16 protein-coding genes and 1 pseudogene are annotated in these 18,065 nt (G+C 67.2%); 9 read left to right on the top strand and 8 right to left on the bottom strand.

The genetic code is table 11. The features are described from left to right. Positions 1 to 57 precede the first annotated feature (57 nt). From MKK50_RS01595 to MKK50_RS01585, 3 genes are read right to left on the bottom strand one after another with little or no spacing between them, the layout of a single operon-like run. Entirely contained in the window at positions 58 to 2,436 is a 2,379-nt protein-coding gene (locus tag MKK50_RS01595) for a xanthine dehydrogenase family protein molybdopterin-binding subunit (protein WP_499019917.1), read from the bottom strand. Continuing rightward, the gene (locus tag MKK50_RS01590; protein ID WP_499019915.1) at positions 2,433 to 2,936 is read right to left on the bottom strand and encodes a (2Fe-2S)-binding protein; all 504 of its coding nucleotides are present in this window, start codon (positions 2,934 to 2,936) and stop codon (positions 2,433 to 2,435) included. Before MKK50_RS01590 ends, MKK50_RS01595 begins: the two co-directional genes overlap by 4 nt. Continuing rightward, positions 2,933 to 3,811: an FAD binding domain-containing protein gene (locus tag MKK50_RS01585; protein ID WP_499019913.1), complete on the bottom strand. Its 879-nt coding sequence runs from the start codon at positions 3,809 to 3,811 to the stop codon at positions 2,933 to 2,935. Before MKK50_RS01585 ends, MKK50_RS01590 begins: the two co-directional genes overlap by 4 nt. Positions 3,812 to 3,927: 116 nt before the next feature. Here MKK50_RS01585 and MKK50_RS01580 point away from each other — a divergent pair, with 116 nt between their 5' ends. Continuing rightward, positions 3,928 to 4,623 (top strand): TetR/AcrR family transcriptional regulator, encoded by a 696-nt coding sequence (locus MKK50_RS01580; RefSeq protein WP_238509798.1) that lies wholly within the window; start codon positions 3,928 to 3,930, stop codon positions 4,621 to 4,623. Positions 4,624 to 5,156: 533 nt separating this feature from the next. Here MKK50_RS01580 and MKK50_RS01575 read toward each other — a convergent pair. Continuing rightward, positions 5,157 to 5,729, bottom strand: coding sequence for a TetR/AcrR family transcriptional regulator (locus MKK50_RS01575; protein ID WP_499019911.1), 573 nt, complete (start codon positions 5,727 to 5,729; stop codon positions 5,157 to 5,159). A 109-nt stretch (positions 5,730 to 5,838) separates the two neighbouring features. Between MKK50_RS01575 and MKK50_RS01570 the strand changes: the two genes are divergently transcribed. From MKK50_RS01570 to MKK50_RS01560, 3 genes and pseudogenes are all read left to right on the top strand, one after another. After that, positions 5,839 to 6,627, top strand: coding sequence for an SDR family NAD(P)-dependent oxidoreductase (locus MKK50_RS01570; RefSeq protein WP_499019909.1), 789 nt, complete (start codon positions 5,839 to 5,841; stop codon positions 6,625 to 6,627). Positions 6,628 to 6,660: 33 nt separating this feature from the next. Further along, the gene (locus MKK50_RS01565) at positions 6,661 to 7,662 is read left to right on the top strand and encodes an NADP-dependent oxidoreductase (protein WP_499019908.1); all 1,002 of its coding nucleotides are present in this window, start codon (positions 6,661 to 6,663) and stop codon (positions 7,660 to 7,662) included. Between the two features lie 20 nt (positions 7,663 to 7,682). After that, positions 7,683 to 8,542, top strand: a pseudogene (locus MKK50_RS01560) (alpha/beta fold hydrolase). A gap of 437 nt (positions 8,543 to 8,979) precedes the next feature. On the opposite strand, the gene MKK50_RS01555 reads toward MKK50_RS01560, so the two are convergent. Beyond that, on the bottom strand, positions 8,980 to 9,240 hold the full coding sequence (locus MKK50_RS01555) for a hypothetical protein (RefSeq protein WP_499019906.1): 261 nt from the start codon (positions 9,238 to 9,240) through the stop codon (positions 8,980 to 8,982). Positions 9,241 to 9,332: 92 nt separating this feature from the next. Then, positions 9,333 to 10,013, bottom strand: a complete 681-nt coding sequence (locus MKK50_RS01550; RefSeq protein ID WP_499019904.1) for a DUF4142 domain-containing protein — start codon at positions 10,011 to 10,013, stop codon at positions 9,333 to 9,335. A 305-nt stretch (positions 10,014 to 10,318) separates the two neighbouring features. Here MKK50_RS01550 and MKK50_RS01545 point away from each other — a divergent pair, with 305 nt between their 5' ends. Further along, complete coding sequence (locus tag MKK50_RS01545; RefSeq protein ID WP_499019902.1) at positions 10,319 to 10,696, top strand: phospholipase A2 family protein; 378 nt, start codon at positions 10,319 to 10,321, stop codon at positions 10,694 to 10,696. Positions 10,697 to 10,797: 101 nt separating this feature from the next. On the opposite strand, the gene MKK50_RS01540 is transcribed toward MKK50_RS01545, so the two are convergent. After that, positions 10,798 to 11,364: a TetR/AcrR family transcriptional regulator gene (locus MKK50_RS01540; protein WP_499019900.1), complete on the bottom strand. Its 567-nt coding sequence runs from the start codon at positions 11,362 to 11,364 to the stop codon at positions 10,798 to 10,800. A 275-nt stretch (positions 11,365 to 11,639) separates the two neighbouring features. Here MKK50_RS01540 and MKK50_RS01535 point away from each other — a divergent pair, with 275 nt between their 5' ends. The 4 genes from MKK50_RS01535 (at position 11,640) to MKK50_RS01520 (ending at position 17,635) form a co-directional block, all read left to right on the top strand. Continuing rightward, complete coding sequence (locus tag MKK50_RS01535) at positions 11,640 to 12,932, top strand: HlyD family secretion protein (RefSeq protein ID WP_499019898.1); 1,293 nt, start codon at positions 11,640 to 11,642, stop codon at positions 12,930 to 12,932. Beyond that, positions 12,929 to 14,476, top strand: coding sequence for an MDR family MFS transporter (locus tag MKK50_RS01530; protein WP_253368014.1), 1,548 nt, complete (start codon positions 12,929 to 12,931; stop codon positions 14,474 to 14,476). Before MKK50_RS01535 ends, MKK50_RS01530 begins: the two co-directional genes overlap by 4 nt. A gap of 11 nt (positions 14,477 to 14,487) precedes the next feature. Next, positions 14,488 to 15,978 (top strand): efflux transporter outer membrane subunit, encoded by a 1,491-nt coding sequence (locus MKK50_RS01525; protein ID WP_499019896.1) that lies wholly within the window; start codon positions 14,488 to 14,490, stop codon positions 15,976 to 15,978. A gap of 463 nt (positions 15,979 to 16,441) precedes the next feature. Next, entirely contained in the window at positions 16,442 to 17,635 is a 1,194-nt protein-coding gene (locus tag MKK50_RS01520) for a patatin-like phospholipase family protein (protein ID WP_499019894.1), read from the top strand. A gap of 42 nt (positions 17,636 to 17,677) precedes the next feature. Here the strand turns inward: MKK50_RS01520 and MKK50_RS01515 are convergent, their stop codons facing one another. Then, entirely contained in the window at positions 17,678 to 17,995 is a 318-nt protein-coding gene (locus tag MKK50_RS01515) for an integrase core domain-containing protein (protein ID WP_499019892.1), read from the bottom strand. Between the last annotated feature and the right edge of the window lie 70 nt (positions 17,996 to 18,065).

Here is an 18,065-nt window from a genome sequence, read left to right as displayed (position 1 = left end):
CCTGTCGTCGCGCGGGCTCATGCGTGCGGCCCGCGTCGCGAAGTCGAATGAGCGCGCTCAGATCACGTCGAGCGCCCTCAAGATGCGTTCGGGCGTCATCGGCAGCTGCGAGATGCTGGCGCCCAGCGGGCGCAGGGCGTCGTTGACGGCGTTCAGCGCCGCACCCGAGGCGGCGGCGGTGCCGGCCTCGCCAACACCCTTGGCCCCGAGTTCGGTGTCGCCCGTCGGCGTCTCGACATGGGCGATCACGATGTCCGGCATCTCGCAGGCCATCGGCACGAGGTAATCGGTCATCGAGCCATTCAAGAGCTGACCGGTCTCGCCGTAGCGGCACTCTTCGAAGAAGGCGGCACCGAGCCCCTGCACCACGCCGCCGCGGATCTGCTCGTCCACCAACAGCGGGTTTATGACCCGCCCACAATCCTCAACCACCCAGTGCTTGAGGAGGGTGACGAAGCCGGTCTCGACATCGATCTCGACGAGGCTGCCGTGGATGCCGTTGGTGAAGGCGAAGGGATAGCCGCGCGGGGCGAAGTGGTGCGCCACCGTCAGCGCCGGCGAAACGTCCGGCGGCAGCAGGTCGGAGCGGTAATAGGCGAGGTTCGCCAGCTCCTTCAGCGTCATACGCGGCGCGCCGTCGGCATTCGTCACCACGCCCTCGCGGATGTCGAGCGCGCTGGCCTCCGCCTGCAGGATCGCGGCGGCGATCTCGAGGATGCGCCGCTTCAGCTTGCCGCTCGCCTGGAGGGCGGTCTCGCCGCCGATGCCGGCGCCGCGGCAGGCCCAGGTGGCCCCGCCCGAGGGCGTCGTCTCGGTGTCGCCGGTGAGCACCCGGATGCAGTCCCGGTCGACGCCGAGCCCCTCGGCGACGATCTGGCCGACGATGGCCTCGCTGCCCTGGCCCTGCTCGGTGATGCTGATGGCGCATTGCACCTCGCCCGCGGGCGTCAGCTTGAGGACGCAGCCGTCCTGCGCCGAGATGTGGGCGCCGCCGACCCCGTAGAAGGCGGGCGTCGGGTTGGTGATCTCGACATAGGTGGCGATGCCGATGCCGCGATGGACGCCTTTCTCCCGCAGTGCGGCCTGCTCGACGCGCAGGCGCGGATAGTCCATCAGGTCGTGGAGCCGCGAAAGGCAGGTCGCGAGCGAGAGCTTCTCGAACCGGTACCCGCTCGGCGTGGTGTGCGGGTACATGTCGTCGGTCACGTAGTTGCGCCGCCGGATCTCGAACGGGTCGAGGCCGAGCCGGTCCGCGGCGAGATCGACGAGACGCTCCGTCACCGCGCAGGCGATCGGGTGGCCGACCGCACGGTACTGGCTCATCTGCACCTTGTTCTGCGCCACCACGGTGAGGTCGGCGCGGTAATCGGTGAGTCGGTAGGGCGCGCCGATCAGGCGCACGACCTGGTTGCCCTCGACCGCGCTGGTGCGCGGATAGGCCGAGAACGGGCCGACGCCGGTCACGTCGTCCACCTCGATCGCGGTCAGGGTGCCGTCCGGAGCGAAGGCGAGGCGGGCGCGCACCCGGTGGTCGCGGGCGTGGATGTCGCTGGCGAAGGCCTCCATCCGGTCGGCGGTGAACTTCACCGGACGCTTGAGCAGGAGGCTCGCGCCCACCACCGCCATGTCCTCGTGATAGACGTGCAGCTTCATACCGAAGGAGCCGCCGACATCGGGCGCAATCACCCGCACCCGCGCCTCGGACAGGCCGAAATGGCGGGCGTAGAGATCCTGGAACTGGTAGGGCGTCTGGGTCGATTGGTGGACGGTGAGCCGCTCCTCGCTCGGGTCGAAATCGGCGAGCGTGGCGCGCGGCTCCATCGTTACCGCCGTGTGCCGGCCGAAGCGCAGATCGACCGCGACGCTCTGCGCTCCCGCGAAGGCCTCCGCCGTCGAGCCCAACTCGATGCGGGTGCGGAACAGGACGTTGTCGGTCGCGTCCGCGTCGATGCGGGGCGCGTCGGGCGCCCGGGCGGCGTCGAGATCGACCACCGCCTCCAGCTCCTCGAACTCCACCTGGACCGCTTCGAGCGCGTCCTCCGCCTCAGCGCGAGTCTCGGCCACCACCATCACCACCGGCTGCCCGGCCCAGACGACCTTCTCGAGGGGCAGCGGCAGTTGGGGCGCCGATCGCATGCCCTTGAAATGGCTGAGCGTTCCGACCCACGGTGTGCAGATCGCGGAAAAATCCGCGCCCGTCAGCACCCGGTGCACCCCGGGCATCGCGGCGGCCTCCAACACGTCGATGGCGCCGAGCCGGGCATGGGCGTAGGGGCTGCGCAGGAAGGCGGCGTGGAGCATGCGCGGCAGGCTCACGTCGTCGGTGTAGCGGCCCCGCCCCGCCAGCAGGCGCTTGGCGCCCGGACGCGGCAGGCCGCGGCCGATATAGCGGCCCTTCTCGCCGCGGTGGGTTGGGCTGTCGGTCGCCGCGCTCACGCCGCATCCTCGCGCATCGGGGCTGCGCCCGCGACGCTCTCGATGGCGTCGACGATCGCCTCGTAACCGGTACAGCGACAGTAATTGCCCGAGAGCGCGTCGCGGATCGCCGCACGCGTGGGCCTGCGTCCGCTGGCGCGGCAGTCGCGGAGAAAGTCACGGGCGACCACGAGGATGCCCGGCGTGCAGAAACCGCATTGCAGGGCGTTGCGGGCGTGGAAGGCCGCCTGCAGTTCGGCGAGTTCGCCGGAATCCGACAGACCTTCGATTGTGTCGATCCGCATCCCGTCCGCCTGCACCGCGAGCATCAGGCAGGCATGGACCGGCTGTCCGTCGAGATTGACGATGCAGGCGCCGCAAGCGCCGACCTCGCAGCCGAGATGGGTGCCGGTGAGGCCGAGATCGCGCCGCAGGAAGTCGGCGAGCGAGACCCGCGGCTCGACGAAGCGGTGGACGCGGGCGCCGTTGATGGTGACGGTGACGGGCTGCGGCTCGATCATGCCGCCATCTCGCCGTACTCTTGTCCCCTCAGAGCGGACAGCACCCGGCCGAGCAGGACGCGGGCGAGATGCATCCGGGCCGCCGCCGAGAAGCCCTCGTCCTCGTCCGGCGCGAGGTCTTCGGCGAGCGCTGCCTTGGCTTCCGCAATCGCCGCCGCATCGAGCGGCCGGCCGGCCAGCGCGGCCTCGGCCGCTGGCGCCCGCATCGGCGTTGGGCCGACCGAGCAGAAGGCGAGGCGGGCCGATTCGACCGTCGCACCGGTGAGGACGAGATGCGCCGCGAGGCCGACCAAGGCGTAGTCACCGCGTCGCCGGGCGATTTCCTCGAACCGCATCCGCGTGCCGGGCACGGGCAGCGGCACGCGCACCGCGGTCAACATCTCGCCGGGCTCGATCACGTTCTCGAACAGGTCGAGGAAGAAGTGGTCCGCCGTGACCGTACGGGTACCGTCACGGCCGGTGATCTCGAGCTCGGCGCTGAGCGCTCGCATGCAGGCCGGCAGTTCGGAGGCCGGATCGGACAGGGCGAGGCTGCCGCCCATCGTGCCGAGATTGCGGATCGCCGGATGCGCCATGTAGGCCGCGGCCTGGGTCAGGAGCGGGGCGTGCTTGGCGATCAGCGGGGAGGTCAGGGTCTCAGCGTGACGCGTGAGGGCGCCGATGCGCAGCCGGTCGCCCTCAAGCGCGATGCCGCGCAGACTTTCGATCCGTCCGATGTCGATGAGCAGGTCGGGCGCGTCGAGGCGTAGGTTCAGAGCCGGCAGCAGGCTCTGGCCGCCCGCAAGGAAGCGCGCCACGCCTTCACAGGCAGCATAGGTGTCGAGCGCCTCCGCCACGCTTGCCACGCGACGGTAATCGAAGGCACGAGCCTTCATGAGCGTCCCTCCCACAGGCCGCATGTCGCCGCGGTCGATCGTTGTTGACCGCTTGGTTACAAGCTATCCAAGTGCGGACGATCGCGTCAAGCGAAATAACCAAACGGTCACGAAGCATGGATTCGCCCGCCACCCTGGAGGATGTCCCGGATGGGAAGCCGCCGACGCTGGACCCTACTGGCCGGCGGCGTCTCCCCGCGGCGCAGCGTGAGCAGCAGATCGTCGAGGCAGCGGCGCAGTTTTTCGCCGAGCACGGTCTCGGCGGTCAGACACGGGAACTGGCCAAGAGCCTCGGCATCACGCACTCGGCAATCTTTCGCTACTTCCCCACCAAGGAAGCGCTGCTCGACCGTGTCTACGAGCACGTCTACGTGCAGCGCTGGAATCCGGCCTGGAGCGGCTTAGTGCAGGACCGCTCGCAACCGCTGGAGACGCGGATCCTGCGCTTCTATAGCGAGTATGCCGGGAGGATCTTCGACTATGTCTGGGTGCGCATCTTCGTCTTCTCGGGGCTGAAGGGCTACGACATCGCTCCGCGCTATCTTGAGATCGTGCGTGACCGCGTCATCCATCCGATCTGCGCTGAACTCCGGGCGGATCTCGGCCTGCCGGATTTCGCCGCGGTTCCCTTGACCGAGCGGGAGGCCGAGGCGGCCTGGGCCCTACACGGCAAGGTCTTCTATCTCGCGATCCGAAAGTTTGTTTATGGCTGGCCGATCCCAGAAGATCTGTCTCAGACGCTCTCCGATGATGTCGGCGTCTTCATGCGCGGCGCACCGAAAATTTTCTTCGATAGCATACACGGCAATTGATGAAGCATAGCATCTATGGACCCGCGTTGTTGGTCATGTCCTATAAATCTACTATTTATAAATTTGGCTGAACATTGCGATACCGCATTCATCTGATGTGTACAGAATCTTCTTGTCGTCGGAGCAGCTCAAGCCAGAGCAACAAGCGATCGTTTCCAGACCGGCTGGATTCGTAGCGGACACCTGTGCAGCCGCAAGCAGAGGTCCGGAAGAAGGCAGGAGTTCGCGCTCCGCTTGTTCGGCTGTGTGCCAGGAGCGGCCACCAGCGCACCGCCCGAAACCGGACATTCACTTGCGGCTAGGCTACCTGCCGGTGCCGCCCCTCGGACCGTCCGTTTCCAAGACGACGGCATGCAGCGCCGACACCATTTCGGGGACGACGAGATTGACGGGCGGGTTGGACACCGTGACCCGCCAGATCTGGGGCGTGCTCTTTTCCAGGCGAACCATGTTGGACAGTGGGGCCTGCGCGGCGCCTGAGCGAAGCCCAAATCCGCCATCCCGAAGGGATCAAACGGATTTGGTATGAGGGGTTATGTGTCGGTCGAGGCGCTCGCTTCGCTGGTGCCGTCGACAAGCCAGGCGTGGGTCTGCTGGAGGATCTCGTCCGAGAGCGCCGGGTCATCGGCTGCCCGAGCCAGGATGAGCGCACCGATCATAGCCGCGTAGGTGCCGATGGCCTCGCGGCGGCGGTCGGCGCTGACGCCCTCCGGAACCGCCTGAACCATCCGGTCGATCTGCGTGCGGATGCCCGTCGTCATGGCCGAACGCGCCGCTGGCGGGCGGTGACGAACGTCGGCGGCCAGGGCTGCCATCGGACATCCATCCGCGGCGTCGTCCCGATGCGCGGGTGACAGATATTTCCCGATGAACGTCCGCAGGTCGCCGCCCCTGCCCGACACCTCGGTCGTGGCATGCGCGATGGCGTGCGCCATCAGATCCTCCTTCGAGGCGAAGTGACCGTAGAAGCCGCCATGCGTCAGGCCGGCGGCCTTCATCACCTCGGCGACGCCGACCGCATCGTAGCCCTTGTCGCGATACAGGCGGCTCGCCGCCGCCAGGATGCGGCGACGGTTCTCCCGCATCTGCTCCTGCGTGACACGCATCTCAAAAATTCCCCATCGACCCCGTTGACGTAAATATGACCATCATCATATTTGAGTTCAATCATGATCGCAATCATGATTATGGATCTGACAGGAAAGGGCGTGTCCCATGACAGCCAACAGTTCGGTTCTCGTCACGGGGGCATCGACCGGGATCGGGGCGACTTATGCCGACCGCTTCGCCCGACGTGGGCACGACCTCGTGCTGGTCGCCCGCGACAAGGCACGGATGGATGACCTCGCCGACCGGCTCAGATGTGAGCACGGCGTTGCCGTTGACGTCCTGCCGGCCGACCTTACCGTTCCGGATCAGGTCCGGGCCGTCGAGACGCGGCTGCGCGACGACGACCGCATTGGCATCCTGGTCAACAACGTCGGCGCCAACGTCGGCGGCAGCTTCATCGAGCAGGCCACCGACGACGTCGAACGGCTCGTGACCCTGAACACGACGACGCTGGTCCTGCTCGCTAGCGCGGTCGCGCCCCGCTTCGCCAAGGCCGGTGCGGGCGCCATCGTCAACATCGGCTCCGTGGTTGGCTTGGTCCCGGAGTTCGGCATGTCGGTCTACGGCGCGACCAAGGCCTTCGTCCTGTTCCTGTCCCAGGGTCTGAGCCACGAATTGTCACCCAAGGGGGTGTACGTGCAGGCCGTGCTGCCCGCGGCCACCCGGACCGAGATCTGGAGCCGGTCGGGAGCAGACCCCGCCACGCTGCCGCCGATGATGGAGGTCGGCGACCTCGTGGACGCCGCACTGGCCGGGTTCGACCGCCGCGAGCCGGTGACGATCCCGCCGCTTCACGACGCCGGGCAGTGGGACGCCTTCCAGGCCGCTCGACAGGCGATGATCCCAGGCTTCGCCCAGATTCACGCCGCACCGCGCTACGCCTCCGTCGCGTGAATCTTCCCCCCAAAAATCGGAGACCGTAGGCCCGTGAAGGCGTTCATCCTCGACCGATACAAGAAGAAGCAGCCGCTCCGCATGGGCGATCTGCCTGAACCCACGGTGGGCCCAGGCGACGTCCTGATCGAGATCGCGGCGGCGGGGCTCAACGTCCTCGACGCCAAGATCCGCAGCGGCGAGTTCAAGCTCCTCCTGCCGTACAAGCCACCCTTCGTCCTAGGGCACGACCTTGCCGGCACCGTCATCCGGGTCGGGTCGAGCGTGCGCCGCTTCAAGGCGGGCGACGAGGTCTACGCCCGGCCCCGCGACGGTCGCATCGGCACCCTCGCGGAGCGCATCGCCGTTGACGAGACCGACGTGGCGCTCAAGCCCAAGAACCTCTCCATGGCCGAGGCGGCCTCGATCCCCCTCGTCGGCCTGACGGCATGGCAGGTCCTGGTCGAGCACGCCAAGGTCAAACGTGGCGACAAGGTGCTGATCCACGCCGGATCCGGCGGCGTCGGCACCTTCGCCATCCAGCTCGCCAAGCACCTCGGCGCCACGGTCGCGACCACCGCGAGCGCCGGGAATGCCGACCTTGTCAGGAACCTCGGGGCCGATGTCGTCGTCGATTACAAGCGCCAGGATTTTGAGAAGGTGCTGTCCGGCTACGACGTCGTTCTGAACAGCCTCGACGGCGACACGCTGCGGAAGTCGCTGGACGTACTCAGGCCGGGCGGAAGGCTGATCTCGATCTCCGGCCCGCCGGACCCGGCCTTCGCCAAGGCACAGGGGCTGAACTGGTTCCTCGCGCAGGTCATGAGCCTGCTGAGCCTGAGCATCCGCCGCAGGGCCAAGGCACGCGGCATCGATTATGCGTTCCTGTTCATGCGGGCGAACGGAGCGCAGCTGGCCGAGATCGCGGCGCTGATCGAGGCCGGCACCATCCGCCCGGTCATGGACCGGGTGGTCCCGTTCGCAGCGACCGACGCGGCCCTGACCGATCTTGAGGGCGGAAGATCCAAGGGCAAGGTCGTGGTCGAGATCCGTTGAGGAGGATGCCTGTTATGGACATGCCGCTTTCCCGGTTCGCCGACCCCGCGACACGGTGGGTCGACGTTCCGACCCGCAGCGTCCAGGCCGTCGGCACGACCTTCGCCTACCGGCAACTCGGACTCGCTACCGGCGTCCCGGTGATCCTGCTCAACCACTGGGGCGCGAACCTCGACAACGTGACCCCCGCATCGTCGACGGGCTCGCTGCCGGCCGTCCGGTCGTCGCCCTAGACTATCGCGGCATCGGCGCCTCGGGTGGCAAGCCATTGCTCACCGTGGTGGAAATAGCTTCGGACACGGTGGCGACGATCCGCGCGCTCGGGCTCGACCACGTCGACATCCTCGGCTTCTCGCTCCGAGGCTTCGTGGCGCAGGAAGTCGCGCTGCGCGAGCCGACCCTCGTGCGTCGGCTGATCCTGGCCGGGACCGGCCCCGCCGGGGGCGCAGGCATCGAGAGGGTCGGGGCGGTGTCCTGGCCGCTCATCCTGAAGGGGCTCCTGACCTTCCGGGATCCGAAGACGTACCTGTTCTTCACGGCATCGAAGCCCAGCCGCCAGGCCGCCAAGGCGTTCCTGGGACGGCTGAAGGAGCGCACGGCGGATCGGGACACGCCGGTCGGGATGGGAGCGTTCCTACGGCAGCTCAAGGCGATCCAGGCCTGGGGTCGCCAGGCGCCGCAGGACCTGGGAGGCATTGCGCGGCCCGTCCTCGTCGTGAACGGCAACCGAGACGTCATGGTGCCAAGTGCCAACTCCGCGGACATGGCGCGACGGCTGCCGGACGCCGAGCTCGTCTTCTACGAGGATGCCGGCCACGGCGGCATCTTCCAGAACCACGAGACCTTCACGCGGAAGACCGTCGCCTTCCTCGACGCCTGAAGGCTGTGCCGCCTCTTGAGTAGAGCCATTCGAATGGGCTGGCCCCCTTCTTCGGGTCGATCGGGCTGCCCTCGGCCGATCACCGTCCCGTCGGCTGCCGTATTCGAGCGCATCTTCGCCGTGTCTAGGGGGCACCAGAGCGGTGGGGTCCCGCCCCCCCAGGACAGATGCGATGTCATGCTCCGTCAAGGTCATCGAACGTGCCTGGAGTAGGGCAAGCCAGGCATGCTCGCCGGTTACCTGCAAGGGAGCCGGTCGGGACGCGGGACGGGTTGCCGTCGACGATCGCTGAAACGCCGCCGCACATCGACTTGAGCCGATCCTGTCCTTGCGGTCGGACAAGTTGCGCGAATGGGCGTACGCCCCCGAAGTCTGCAACCTTACGCTCGTTCGTTGGCGTCCGAAGTGATGCCCCACCCTCATGCACGGCCATACCTTCAACGAACTCTGGCCGTGCGTTGGGCGCCCGCTTCCTGCAGGCCTCTGACGAACACCGTCTTGCAGCCGGGGCTGAGGCTGGCCAGCTTGGCCTTCCTGCACGACCCGATCCGGTCTTGGTCCGGGATCTCGCCCATGCACAGCCGCATCACGTCGCCCCGGCACAGGGCTGCCTGTTCGGCCTCGTCCGCCGAGCAGGCGAAGGCGGCGATACCGATCAGGATCGCCAGTGCCAGCTTCGGGAGGATCACGCGTTCCACCTCTTCGTCGTTCGGCCCTGCATCCTGACGGGGCACCCGAACGGGACGGCACACGGATCCCCGGCGCCGCCCCGACGGAGAACGTGGAGGCTTCAGTCCTCGGCGCCGCCATTCACCTTGCGGGAATGCAGGACGGCGCCGTCCTCGCGGGTGTCCTCCAGCATCGGCAGGGCCTGGGTCGCGAACTGGCGGCCGGCGGCGCTGTCGCCGGTCCGGGCGTAGCCGCGATAGAGCCTGACGTTCTCGGCGTTGGCGGCTGCCAGTTGGCCGGAATAGACGGCGTCGAAATCACGACCGTCGGCGGCGTTCAGGTTCGCGAGCATCTTTTGGCGAGCGGGATCGAGGGCCACGCGCTTGCCGGGTTCCGCCCGATTGGCATTCACCACGGCCGGGACGCCGACCGCCGCGCCGACGGCCGCGACGGGGGTGCCGATGACCGCGAACGGCGCGTCGAGCGGCAGGGCGCGGTCATCGACGACGATGCCGCCGGCCGAGAGCGAGGCGCCGGTCGGAAGCAGCGCGTCCGTGGTCGCCTGCCGGTTGGCGATCGAGCGCTGCGCGAGGCGACGGACCTTCGGGTCGTGCGAGCGGGACAGGGCAATGCGGCCCGCCTCGATGCTGTAGGCGTCGTTGCGCAGGGCCTCCGCGCGGAAGACACCGGTGTTGACCGAGGGGGAACCGAGGCCGACGACCTGGGCATTGGCGGAGCCGAGACCCGCGATGCTCAGCGCGAGGGCGGCTGCGGCGAGGGAAACACGTGCGTTCGTGGTCATGTCTGCGACGTCCTGAAGGGGTTGCGAGTGCGGGGGCGAGAGGGCCACAGGCCGGTCCCGGGATGCCTCGGGTGCCACAACAGACCGGATACGCAATCGTTCCATATAAAATGGCACGTTGGATCGCTACCTCACGATCTGGTAGGTATTTAGTGGGGCAAGCTTGGCCTGCCGCAGATCATGGGCTCTGCCCACCCGTCAAACGCATGGTAGAATGCCGTCATCCAATGGAACGATGAGGTTTACTAAATGTTGGGTGGCCAAATCCGGTGCTTGCATGGTGCGGCACCGAACGGACTGGTCCCATGCGCCTTCACAGACTTGCCGGCCTGCTCGCGCCGATCCTCGCCATCGCCCTTACGGTGCCCGCCGGTGCCCAGGAGTTCCACGCGCAGACCGCGCGTCCCAAGCTCCTGATCCACGGCCATTACTGCGGCCCAGGCAACGACGGTCCTGGAGTGACGCCTATCGACGCCCTCGACGCGGCCTGCATGCGTCACGACGCCTGCACCCCGGATGTCGGTTTGCCGACCTGCGGCTGCAATCAGCGGCTCAAGCGGGAAGCCGGCCTCGTCGCCGCAAGCCCACGGCAGCCGGACGACGTGCGGATGATGGCCGGCTTCGTCGCGCAAGGAAGCGACATGATGATTTGTCGCGACAGCATGGCCGCCTTGCAGCGCTGAATGCCACTCGGTGTACGGCTCGGATCCGGACCGGACGCGCGGATCGCCGGCCCGCCGCTGCTGTCGGCAGGCGTTTCAGATGCCGGTCGGCCCGCCGCGCCTTACGGGCGGACGCCCCGCAGGAACATCTCGACGTTGCGCTTCAGTGCCTCCCGCTTGAGGTGGGTCATCTCGGGTCGTTCCAGGCCGAGGACCGCCATGTCGAGCGGCTGTCGGATCGTCGCGTTGAGGAAGTAGTTGGCCGCGAAGCGGACGTCTTCGACCACGATCTGGCCGGTCCGCACGCCGGCCTCCAGGCAGTGCTCGATCATGGCGTGGATTCGGGACTGGCCGAAGTCGCACATCGCGTGGGCGAACTGCGGGAAGCGCTTGGCCTCCGCCGTGATGATCCGCTGGAACGCGACGACGTCCGGAACCAATGCGGACTGCAGCGTCGCCAGGGCGAGCCTGTGCAGACGTTCGCCAACAGGACCATCGTGGGCCGCTTCACGCGCGATGGCCGGTATGCGCTGCTCGATAAAGCGCACGCAAACGGCCTCGAACAGGTCTGCCTTCGATCCGAACCTGACGTAGAAGGTCTTCTTCGAGATTCCTGCCGCAGTCGCGATGGCGTCGATGCTGGCCGCCTCGAACCCCTCTGACAGGAAGATCGGGGTGGCAGCATCCAAGATCCGCAGGGTTGCTTCGCCCTCCGTCCCGCGCGCAGGGCGCCCGACACGCCTCTGGGGCGCCGCCAACGCTGACTCCGTAGACATCGATGTCGCTCCTCCCTTGCAGGAAACGTAGCGGTCGCCTTTCCCTAACGGAAGGGGATCCCCCTAGGTAGTGCCGAATCACCCATGAACAGGGACGCATCAGCCTACGAATTTGAATTGCGCGCCATGCAGAACGAGATTAGGGAACGACTTCGTTTCATATAATTCGGTCGCGTGGCGGACGTACGATGGCAGTGGCTGAGCAGGACTCGGAGACCCGTTCCCAGACGCGGAGCCACGATGGCGCTGAACGCGGGCCGCGCAGTGACGACAAGTTTGCGGGCGACACCGCGTCGAAGGCCGATGGCGAGCGGGAGGATGCCGAGAAGCCGTCGCCTCTGAAGAAGACCTGGGTGAAGGTTCTGCTCGCGGTCATCGGGATCGCTGCCATCGTCGGCACCGGGATCTGGGCATACCGGTATTGGACGGTCGGCCGGTTCTTCCAGGAGACCAACAACGCCTACATCAAGGCCGATCAGGTGACGGTCTCTCCCCAGGTCTCGGGGTACGTTTCCTCGCTTCCGGTGTCGGCGAACCAAGTCGTGGCTGCAGGCCAGATCCTGATGACCATCGACGACGGCGAGGCCCAGGCGAGGCTCACGGAGCAGCAGGCTCAGGTCGACGTGCGCCAAGCCGACGTCGCCCGCGCGGAGACCGAGCTCTCGCGGCAGCAGGCGCAGATCGACCAGGCCAAGGCACAGCTGTCCGTCTCGCAGGTCAACGCTCGGTTCTCCGCCGAGCAGGTCCGGCGCTACAAGCCGCTCGCGGCATCGGGCGCCGACACCGTGGAAAAGCTCGACCAGTATCGTAGCCAAGCCGAGCAGAACGACGCTCAGGTCGAGGTCAACAAGGCCCAGTTGCTATCGGCCACGAAACAGGTCGACACCCTGAAGGCTGCAGTGGTCCAGGCCAAGGCCGCAGTGGATCAGGCCCGCGCCGGGCTGCTACGGGCCCGCATCGACATCGGCCACGCCACGATCAAAAGTCCCATCGCCGGCCGAGTTGGTGACCTGACCGCCCGGGTCGGCCAGTACGTCCAGGCCAGTACGCGCCTGATGAGCGTCGTGCCGGTCGACGACCTCTACATCGACGCGAACTTCAAGGAGACCCAGGTCGGCCTGATGCGGATCGGGCAGCCGGTGACCGTCGCCGTCGACGCCCTCTCGGGTAGGGACCTGCAGGGGCGCGTGGCCAGCTTCTCGCCGGGCACCGGCGCACAGTTCGCGCTGATCCCGCCCGAGAACGCCACCGGCAACTTCACCAAGATCGTACAGCGCGTGCCGGTCCGCATCCGGTTCAAGGCCGGCTCCGAGGCCCGCAAGGTCCTGGTTCCCGGGCTGAGCGTCGTCGTCACGGTCGATACACGCGCGGCGACCGACGAGGAGAAGGACGAGGAGGACGGCGAGGCCGAAGAGCCCGTGGCACAGGTGGGACCGGGCGGACAGGTCGGCCGGGCGCGTTCGGCGGGCGCCCGTCCGTGAGCGAGCACCACACCCCTCCGGCCAAGGCGGACGCCGCCGCCTGGCTTGCCGTCGCAGCCGGGACCATCGGCGCGCTGATGGCGACCCTCGACACCTCCATCGTCAACGCCGCCCTGCCGACCATCCAGGGCGAGATCGGCGCCAGCGGCTCGGAGGGCACGTGGATCTCGACGTCCTACCTCGTCGCCGAGATCATCATCATCCCGCTCACGGGATGGCTCGAACGCGTCTTCGGCCTGCGCAACTTCTTGGTCACGTGCACCATCCTGTTCGTCGGCTTCTCGGTGCTGTGCGGGGTGGCGACCAACCTCGACATGATGATCATCGGCCGCGTCGGCCAGGGATTGGCCGGCGGCGGCATGATCCCGACGGCGCTCACCATCGTCGCGACGCGCCTGCCTCCGGAGAAGCAACCCATCGGGGTCGCCCTTTTCGGGATGACCGCCGTGCTCGGCCCTGTCGTCGGTCCCGTCATCGGCGGCTGGCTCACGGAGAACGCGAGCTGGCACTACCTGTTCTTCATCAACGTCCCCATCGGCCTCGGCCTTCTCGTCCTGCTCTTCGTGGGCCTGCCGCACGAGAAGGCCCAACCGGCGCAGATATTCCAAGGCGACTGGTTCGGCATCCTCGGCCTCATCATCGGCCTCGGCTGCCTCACCGTGGTGCTGGAGGACGGTCAGCGCGAGCAGTGGTTCGACTCGAACCTCATCGTCTCGCTGAGCGTGGCAGCGGCCTTCGGCTTCGTCCTGCTCGCCATCGGGCAACTCACCGCAAGAGTCCCGGTGATCGACATGAGCCTTCTGCGCAAGCGGGCCTTCGGCAGCGTGTTCCTGATGAGCTTCGCGGTCGGCGGTGGGCTCTACGGCATCCTCTACCTGATCCCCCAGTTCCTGGCGCAGGTGCCGCGCTACAACGCCGAGCAGGCGGGGCACATCGTGCTGCTCTCGGGTGTGCCGACCCTGATGATGCTGCCCTTCTTCCCATTCCTGATCCGCGTGATCGACGTGCGGATCGCCGTCGCCCTCGGCCTGATCTTCTACGGCTGGAGCTGCTTCCTCGATTCCGGTCTCACCACCGACGACGCGGGCGGCCAGTTCGTGGTCTCGCAACTCCTGCGCGGGCTCGGTCAGGGCTTCTCGCTGCTGTTCCTCAACCAGGCCGCGACGACGTCAGTCCCGCCCGAGAAGGCGAACGACGCCTCCGGCCTGTTCAACGGCGCACGCAACCTCGGCGGCTCCTTCGGCCTCGCCCTGATCACCACCCTTCAGGAGCGTCGGAACGACCTCCACACCGACCGCCTGCTCGAATCCGTGAACGCCAACTCCGTTCTGGCTCAGGATCGCCTGAACGCGATGGGCGGTGCGGGCGGCCCCGACGGCATGCGTCAGGCCCTCGCAGGCCTGAAGCAGGTCGTCGACACCCAGGCGCTGGTGATGACTTTCTCCGACCTCTTCTTCGTCTTCGGTGTGATCATGCTGGTGGTCATTCCCCTCGTCCTGTTCCTGCGTCCGCTGCCCAAGGGCGGTCCGGTCGCGATGCATTGAGTCACCGCGTCATGACCCTCAGAACCCTGCTCGGCGCCGCGGCGCCCGCGACGGTCGCGGCCTTCCTCGGCGGCTGCGTCGTCGGTCCGGACTACGCGGGCGCCCCGGACGCCGCGCCCCGTGCCACCACCGGAGCACCGTTCGTACGGGCCGCCACGGTGCGGACCGCCGTTCCGGTCGACCCGCCGGCACGGTGGTGGATCGCCCTGCGGGACCCCGTGCTGAGCGACCTCGTCGAGGAGGCGCTTGCCTCCAGCACGAACGTTCAGATCGCCTCGGCTCGCCTGCGTCAGTCCCGTGCCATGCTCGGCCAAAGGACGGCCGACCTCGCCCCGAGCATCTCGGCGAACACCTTCGCGCTGAACAATCAGCTCCCCGTCAGGGACTTCGTCGGAAGCGGCCTGGGCGCCGGTGCATCCGGGGCCCCCGTTCCGAAGTCGCTGAACATCGACCTGTACAACGCGAGCTTCGACGCCACCTGGGAGATCGACATCTTCGGCGGCAAGCAGCGTGCCATCGAGCAGGCGGCAGCCCAGGGCGAGGCCGCCGAGGCGGCGCTCGCCGACGCGCAGGTGCAGGTCGCGGCCGAGGTCGCGCAGGCCTACGTCACCCTGCGCGGGGCTCAGAGGCGTCTTGCGCTGACACAGAGGGCGGCGGGTCTGCAACGCCAAGCCGTCAGATTGAGCGAGCAACGGCTCGGCGGCGGCGCGGCGTCGTCGCTCGACGTCGAGCGCCTGCGCACCCAGTTCGAGACCACCGCCTCGCAGGCCCCGGCGTTCCAGGCCCAGATCGACCAGTCCCTGAGCCAGATCGCCGTCCTGATCACGCGGGAGCCGGGCGCCGTCGATGACCTCCTGAAGCCGCCGCGTGCGGTGCCGATGCCGCCGCGTGTGGTGGCCATCGGCGACCCCGCTGCCATGATCCGGCGGCGTCCGGACATCCGTCGGGCCGAGCGTGAACTCGCCGCCGCCAACGCCCAGATCGGGCAATCGGTGGCCCGGCTGTTCCCACGCGTGAATCTGATCGGCAACGCCGGTTGGGTCTCGCCCAACATCGGCTCCATCGGCTCGCTCGCGGCCTCGACCTACAACCTCGGGCCGACCCTGTCGTGGAGTATCCTCGACTTCGGACGCACCCTTGCTCAGATCCGGCAGTCCGAGGCCGGGACGGACGTGGCGCTGGCCCAGTACGAGCAGGCCGTGCTGCAGGCGATGCAGGACGCCGAGACGTCGCTTTCGCGCTACGGCAATCAGCGCGCCACCGTGGCGCGCCTCGCCAGGGCCAACGCGTCGGCCGGTCGGGCCTCGATGCTGACGGACCAGCGCAACGACGCCGGCACGATCAGCACCATCGACGTCCTCGACGTCGAGCGCCAGCGCCTCCAGGCGGAGCAGAGCCTCGCCCAGGCGCAAGCAGAGTACACCAACGCCTACGTCGCGCTTCAGAAGAGCCTCGGCCTCGGCTGGGGCCTGGGCCCGGAGCGCGTGGCGCTCGTGGAGTGATGAAACGCCGCTCGCTCGAACGACGCTCGACACAGGGGTCCGGGCGGACCCCCTTCCGGGCAGCCGAAGTTCGGAAATCAAATCCAGGGAGTTCCCAGGTGGAAAATCCGGGATCAAGCCATCCGAAAAACCAGATCTCGACCATATGTGATTCGTGACATGAAGATCTTTTACTTGTTCATTGCATTTTTGTTCATGGCGCTAATTGCCATCTGATTTACCATGTTCTAATTTGAAATATAGTAAAAATTCTACGATAGATATTTGCCAAGATAGTGAAAGCTTCGATCTGATGATCATCTTCGATATCGCGTTTGTCGAAGAACCCTGGATTTTTATGGATCGCGCGTCCCAAGCCTGTTGGGCCGCGTGGTGCGACGGCCGGCTCATCCCGCCCCCCCTTTGAGCCGGCCGTTCTGCTCGTTCGAAGCCCGGCGCCGCCTTGGGTACCTTAGGAAACCTTATGACGTTCCCCCGCCGCCATAGCCTGTCGCGCATAGCCCTCGTCTCGGCGGTCGCCGGATCGCTGGGAGGGTGCGCCTCCGTACCCCGCATTGCCTATGGCTCGGGCGAGTCCGCGGCCGGGCAGGTGTCTGGCATCCCCGGCGCCCGCGCCTACTCGGACGCGTCCGTCGAAACATTCACTGCGATGCTGTCTGACAAGTCGGTACGCAACCGCCCCTTCTCCTACCTCGCCTTATCGGGCGGGGGCGGCGACGGCGCCTTCGGGGCCGGGGTGCTCAACGGCTGGACCGCGACCGGCACCCGCCCCGAGTTCAGCCTCGTCTCCGGTGTGAGCACGGGCGCCCTGATCGCGCCGTTCGCCTTTCTCGGGCCGGACTACGATCCGGTGCTGACCGAGATCTACACCAGCGGCGTCGCCGGCAACCTGGTGAAGGACCCGAGTGTCGTGAACGTGCTGTTCGGTTCCGGGCTGTTCGGCGACGACCGCCTGCGCGATCTCGTCGGACGCTACGTCACGCCGGACCTTCTCGCCGCCGTCGCCACCGAGCATGCCAAGGGTCGCCGCCTGCTCGTCGTGACGACCAATCTCGACGCCAAGCGCGCGATGATCTGGAACATGGGTGCTATCGCCGCGAGCGGCGCCCCCAACGCCGTGACGCTGTTCCGGGATGCGCTCACCGCCTCCGCCAGCATTCCTGCGGTGTTCCCGCCTCAACTGCTCGACGTGCGGACCGGCGACCGCGCCTTCCAGGAACTTCATGTCGACGGCTCGGTGGTGACACCGGTCTTCACCGTGCCGCAGGCGTTCCTGGTGCGCGGCGGCCGGGCCGGATCGGTCCCGCGCAAATCCAACATTTACGTCCTGATGAACGGCAGGGTCGAACCCGACTTCGAGTTGGTGAGGAACGACACGCTCTCCATCGTCGAGCAGACGGTCGCAACGGGCAGCCAGGCCCGCAGCCGCGCGAGCCTTGCGGCGACCTACGCCTTCTCCCGGGCCAACAACATCGGCTTCCACCTCACCTACATCGACGACGACGCGCCGCGGACCTCGACCGCGCGCGGCTTCGACACGGCCTACATGCGCAGCCTCTACCAAGCCGGCTACGACCCGGCCCGGTCCGGATCAGCCTGGCGGGCGGACGTGCCGGTCTCGCCGCTGACGGCGAAGGTCATCGCATCGGCAAACTAGACCATCCCTGGCCTGCCCCCATTCGGTGGCCCAGGTTCGAAGTTAGTGCATCGTCGGTCGCGTGACGATGGCGGGGTGAGCGAGCGGCCCTGAGCCGCTCGGTTCGGTTGGCCAGATGACGACCTCGGGCGCAGGTGACTGATAGCCGAGCGACGAGTGCGGCCGGATGCTGTTGTAGTTCCTCCGCCATTGCTCGATCACGACGCTGGCCTCCTTGAGGGTGTAGAACACCTCGCCGTTGAGGAGTGCATCCCGCAGCTTCGCGTTGAAGCTCTCGCAATAGCCGTTCTCCCACGGGACGGCAGCCATGATTAAGAGTGGAACAACCGACTTAATCAGTATCTTAGAGTTTCGCAGCATAGAACTACCAAGGGCCTCGTTGAACTATCTTAGGTTAACATGGGATGATTGAAAATTTGTTAAAAATCAA

The sequence above is a fragment of the Methylobacterium sp. J-043 genome, assembly GCF_022829505.1.
Lineage (GTDB): Bacteria > Pseudomonadota > Alphaproteobacteria > Rhizobiales > Beijerinckiaceae > Methylobacterium > Methylobacterium extorquens_A.
This window is presented reverse-complemented; position numbering and strand designations above follow the sequence as displayed.

What these genes read in the sequence shown, in the direction of transcription:
- MKK50_RS01590 (WP_499019915.1), bottom strand. Translation starts at nt 2,936, where the DNA reads ATGATCGAGCCGCAGCCCGTCACCGTCACCATCAACGGCGCCCGCGTC.
- MKK50_RS01585 (WP_499019913.1), bottom strand. Translation starts at nt 3,811, where the DNA reads ATGAAGGCTCGTGCCTTCGATTACCGTCGCGTGGCAAGCGTGGCGGAG.
- MKK50_RS01580 (WP_238509798.1), top strand. Translation starts at nt 3,928, where the DNA reads ATGGATTCGCCCGCCACCCTGGAGGATGTCCCGGATGGGAAGCCGCCG.
- MKK50_RS01575 (WP_499019911.1), bottom strand. Translation starts at nt 5,729, where the DNA reads ATGCGTGTCACGCAGGAGCAGATGCGGGAGAACCGTCGCCGCATCCTG.
- MKK50_RS01570 (WP_499019909.1), top strand. Translation starts at nt 5,839, where the DNA reads ATGACAGCCAACAGTTCGGTTCTCGTCACGGGGGCATCGACCGGGATC.
- MKK50_RS01550 (WP_499019904.1), bottom strand. Translation starts at nt 10,013, where the DNA reads ATGACCACGAACGCACGTGTTTCCCTCGCCGCAGCCGCCCTCGCGCTG.
- MKK50_RS01545 (WP_499019902.1), top strand. Translation starts at nt 10,319, where the DNA reads ATGCGCCTTCACAGACTTGCCGGCCTGCTCGCGCCGATCCTCGCCATC.
- MKK50_RS01535 (WP_499019898.1), top strand. Translation starts at nt 11,640, where the DNA reads ATGGCAGTGGCTGAGCAGGACTCGGAGACCCGTTCCCAGACGCGGAGC.
- MKK50_RS01525 (WP_499019896.1), top strand. Translation starts at nt 14,488, where the DNA reads ATGACCCTCAGAACCCTGCTCGGCGCCGCGGCGCCCGCGACGGTCGCG.
- MKK50_RS01520 (WP_499019894.1), top strand. Translation starts at nt 16,442, where the DNA reads ATGACGTTCCCCCGCCGCCATAGCCTGTCGCGCATAGCCCTCGTCTCG.
- MKK50_RS01515 (WP_499019892.1), bottom strand. Translation starts at nt 17,995, where the DNA reads ATGCTGCGAAACTCTAAGATACTGATTAAGTCGGTTGTTCCACTCTTA.